The sequence below is a fragment of the Streptomyces sp. genome (assembly GCF_036566765.1).
Classification (GTDB): Bacteria; Actinomycetota; Actinomycetes; order Streptomycetales; family Streptomycetaceae; genus Streptomyces.
The window spans coordinates 1-4246 of the sequence record NZ_DATCVQ010000512.1 but is presented as its reverse complement, the minus strand read 5'-3'; the positions used below and the strand labels follow the sequence as shown (position 1 = coordinate 4246).

3 protein-coding genes and 1 pseudogene are annotated in these 4246 nt (G+C 70.5%); 1 reads left to right on the top strand and 3 read right to left on the bottom strand.

Annotated features, from left to right (window positions below):
* Together VIU94_RS29835 and katG are read right to left on the bottom strand one after the other, a co-directional pair.
* Window positions 1-388 (bottom strand): annotated as a pseudogene (locus VIU94_RS29835) (ATP-binding protein); the annotation flags it as partial.
* Between the two features lie 399 nt (window positions 389-787).
* A complete protein-coding gene (gene katG, locus VIU94_RS29830) occupies window positions 788-3007 on the bottom strand; it encodes a catalase/peroxidase HPI (protein WP_331916007.1) in 2220 nt (739 codons plus the stop codon).
* Window positions 3008-3371: 364 nt separating this feature from the next.
* Between katG and VIU94_RS29825 the strand changes: the two genes are divergently transcribed.
* The gene (locus VIU94_RS29825; protein ID WP_331916005.1) at window positions 3372-3791 is read left to right on the top strand and encodes a Fur family transcriptional regulator; all 420 of its coding nucleotides are present in this window, start codon (window positions 3372-3374) and stop codon (window positions 3789-3791) included.
* Window positions 3792-3816: 25 nt separating this feature from the next.
* On the opposite strand, the gene VIU94_RS29820 is transcribed toward VIU94_RS29825, so the two are convergent.
* Window positions 3817-4246, bottom strand: a 430-nt coding sequence (locus VIU94_RS29820) for a phytase (RefSeq protein WP_331916003.1), incomplete at its 5' end; no start/stop codon positions are given.

The window sequence follows — 4246 nt, the reverse complement described above, 5'->3', positions numbered from 1 at the left end:
CGAGCAGCTCGCCCTGTCCCCGCGCGGAGCTGCGCCGCAGGGCCTCGGCCCGGCCGAGCACCGTACGAGCGATCCGCTCGGCGCCGAGCGCTGCGGCCGCGACGGCGGCGACGGCGAGGGCGGCGGATCCGGCGAGCGCGGCCCAGAGGCCGGGCGAGGGGCTGGTGCCGGTGGAGCGGAGCGTGAACAGGACCGCGGCGGCGCCGCCGAGCGCGACCGCGACGGCCGGCAGCACGGAGGTCCGCAGGAGTTGGGGTCGTAAGCGGGCTTCCGGTCCGAGTTGCGCGGGGCTCGGGCGCCCCGTGGCGGCGGAGCGGGCGCCCTGCCGGCCGTGCCGTCCGCCCTCGCGGCGTTCCGTGCGCGCGGAGGGTGCGCGAAGTTGAGACATGAGTGTCCTTGGTAGTACGTGGCCCGGAAATCGGCGTACTGCATAGACAACAACGGACTTACAGGCACAACGAATTGATACGGAGAAGGGATGCGATGAGACTCTCCGGTGATCACCGGGCACACACTGTAGTCGTCAACCGTTCATGTGCGATGCGCAGTTGGCAAACTCATCACGCAGAGCGTCACACTCTGCTAAGGCGGCCCGAACCCGCGACCAGGACCGGATCGCTTCGGTTCGCCTGGACGCGCACTGCTCGAATTCACGTTCGCATGCGTTGCGTTCGCGACCGCTCGGCGTGGGGCCGGGGTGGCCAGGCCCGCGTCGAACGCGGCGCACGCACGACAACGGGGCCGACCCCGAAGGGCCGGCCCCGTTGCGGATGAATCAGCGGACGAATCAGACGAGGTCGAAGCGGTCCAGCTGCATGACCTTGTCCCACGCGGCGACGAAGTCCTTCACGAACTTCTCCTTCGCGTCGTCGCTCGCGTAGACCTCAGCGAGCGCGCGCAGCTCGGAGTTCGAGCCGAAGACGAGGTCGGCACGGGTGCCGGTCCACTTGAGCTCGCCGCTGGCCGCGTCGCGGCCCTCGAACTGGGTCTGGTCCTCGGACGTCGCCTTCCACGTCGTGCCCATGTCGAGCAGGTTGACGAAGAAGTCGTTGGTCAGCGTGCCGGGGGCCGACGTGAGCACGCCGTGCGCGGACTGCTGGGAGTTCGCGCCCAGGACGCGCAGACCGCCGACGAGGACGGTCATCTCGGGGGCGCTCAGGGTCAGCAGGTTCGCCTTGTCGAGCAGCAGGTACTCGGCCGGGAGGCGGTTGCCCTTGCCGGTGTAGTTGCGGAACCCGTCGGCGGTCGGCTCGAGCGCGGCGAACGACTCGACGTCCGTCTGCTCCTGCGACGCGTCGACGCGGCCCGGGGTGAACGGGACCTCGATCGCGACGCCGGCGTCCTTGGCGGCCTTCTCGACGCCCGCGGCGCCGGCGAGGACGATCAGGTCGGCCAGGGAGATCTGCTTGCCGGACTGGGCGGAGTTGAAGGACTCCTGGATCCGCTCCAGGCCGCGCAGCACCGTCGCCAGCTCGTCGGGCTGGTTGACCTCCCAGCCGCTCTGCGGCTGCAGGCGGATGCGGGCGCCGTTGGCGCCGCCGCGCTTGTCGCTGCCGCGGAAGGAGGACGCCGAGGCCCAGGCGGTGGACACCAGCTGGGAGACCGTGAGGCCGGAGGCGAGGATCTGCTCCTTGAGGGAGGCGACGTCCGCGGCGTCGACCAGCTCGTGCGTGAGGGCCGGCAGCGGGTCCTGCCACAGCAGGACCTCGGACGGGACCTCGGGGCCGAGGTAGCGCACGATCGGGCCCATGTCGCGGTGGGTCAGCTTGTACCAGGCACGAGCGAAGGCGTCCGCGAACTCGGCCGGGTTCTCGTAGAAGCGCCGCGAGATCTGCTCGTAGACCGGGTCGAAGCGCAGCGACAGGTCGGTGGTGAGCATCGTCGGGAGGTGCTTCTTCGACGCGTCGTACGCGTCGGGGATGACCGCCTCGGCGTTCTTGGCGACCCACTGGTGGGCGCCGGCCGGGCTCTTGGTCAGCTCGTACTCGTACTCGAACAGGTTCTTGAAGAACCCGTTGCTCCACTGGGTCGGCGTGGTCGTCCAGGTGACGTCCAGGCCGGACGTGATGGCGTCCGCGCCCTTGCCGGTGCGGAAGCCGCTCTTCCAGCCGAGGCCCTGCTCGTCCAGCGGGGCGGCCTCGGGATCGGCGCCGACGTTGTCGTCCGGGCCCGCGCCGTGGGTCTTGCCGAAGGTGTGGCCGCCGGCGATGAGGGCGACGGTCTCCTCGTCGTTCATCGCCATGCGGCGGAACGTCTCGCGGATGTCACGGGCCGCGGCGATCGGGTCCGGGTTGCCGTTGGGGCCCTCAGGGTTGACGTAGATGAGGCCCATCTGGACCGCGCCGAACGGCTTCTCCAGCTCACGGTCGCCGGTGTAGCGCTCGTCGCCGAGCCAGGTGGTCTCGGGGCCCCAGTAGACGTCCTCGTCCGGCTCCCAGACGTCCGCGCGGCCGCCGCCGAAGCCGAAGGTCTCGAAGCCCATCGTCTCCAGCGCGACGTTGCCCGCGAGGATCATGAGGTCGGCCCAGGAGAGGTTCTGGCCGTACTTCTTCTTCACCGGCCACAGCAGGCGGCGCGCCTTGTCCAGGTTGGCGTTGTCCGGCCAGCTGTTCAGCGGGGCGAAGCGCTGCTGCCCGGCGCCGCCGCCGCCGCGGCCGTCGCTGATCCGGTAGGTGCCGGCGCTGTGCCAGGCCATACGGATCATGAACGGGCCGTAGTGGCCGAAGTCGGCGGGCCACCAGTCCTGCGAGGTGGTGAGCACCTCGGCGATGTCCTGCTTGACGGCCGCCAGGTCCAGGGACTGGAACGCCTCGGCGTAGTCGAAGTCGGCGCCGAGCGGGTTGGCCACGGCCGGGTTCTTGGCAAGGATCTTGAGATTGAGCCGGTCCGGCCACCACTGGCGGTTTCCGCCGCCTTGAGTCGGGTGCGCGGCGCGCCCGTGGGCGACCGGGCAGCCACCGCCCTCCGGCGTCGCTTCGACGGACTGTGCGTCCTGGTTCTCAGGCATGGGAATCCTTCCGGATGAGACGGATCACGGTGCTCGGGAACAACGGGTGATGGACCCCGGAGCACGTACGAGGGGGATGCCCTCGGCCGTGCCGGACCGTGCGTCCGACGTCTATGACGCCACCCTACGACCGGTGTGCCGGGAGATGCCGGATCTCGCCGACACTTCCCTCGAACCGGTCCGGGTCTCGCCCAGCTGTCGCCCTGTCCCTTGGCTGTTGCCGGAACAGATCCTACGATGGACTAAGTCCAAGTCAATGCGACGACCAGACCCATACGGATTCATGTGACGGACATTGCCCGAAACGGTGCCCGGAACACGTTCCCGGACACCGCCCGAACACTGCACAGTGAGGCTGAAGCGCATGAGCGACTTGCTGGACCGGCTGCGCGGCCGCGGCTGGCGGATGACGGCCCAGCGGCGGGTCGTCGCCGAGGTGCTCGACGGCGAGCATGTCCACCTCACGGCGGACGAGGTGCACGCACGGGCGACCGCCCTGCTGCCGGAGGTCTCGCGCGCCACGGTCTACAACACGCTCGGTGAGCTCGTGTCGCTCGGCGAGGTGACCGAGGTCGCCACCGACGGCCGCGCCAAGCGGTACGACCCGAACGCGCACCGCCCCCACCAGCACCTGGTCTGCTCGGGCTGCGGCACGATCCGCGACGTCCACCCGGACGGCGACCCGCTGGCCGCCCTGCCCGCCGCCGAGCGCTTCGGCTTCACCGTCTCCACGGCCGAGGTCACCTACCGGGGCCTCTGCCCCGCCTGCGCCGCCTCGGCCTGAAGGCCCGGTCGTCGGTGACGATCCGTCAGTCGTCGATGGCGTCCAGGACGTCGCCGAGGTCGACGAACTTGAAGTCGGTCGCCGGGCGGTCGCCGTCGCCGGGGGCGTCGTGGCCGTCCTGGACGACGAGAAGGCCGTGCGGGTACTTCCTGCCCAGCGGCGCGTTGAGCACGGCGGCGCCGTCGCACTCCTCGGACCCGTCGAGGGTCCCCGTGGCCGCGGCGACCCGGAAGCCGCCCTCGTACTCGTTGTCGTCCGCCAGCTCGCGGTCGTACAGCGCGAAGGTGTTGTCGCCCTGGCTGGAGGCCATGAGGTAGCCGTCGCCGTCGCGCTCGGTGAGCAGCGTCAGACCTTCGACGTCGGCCGCGAGACGCTTCCCGCCGAAGCCGGGGTCGGCTCCCGCGGTGCACTCCTCGGTCTCCTCGTCGTACACGACCGGGATGCCGAACTCGCGT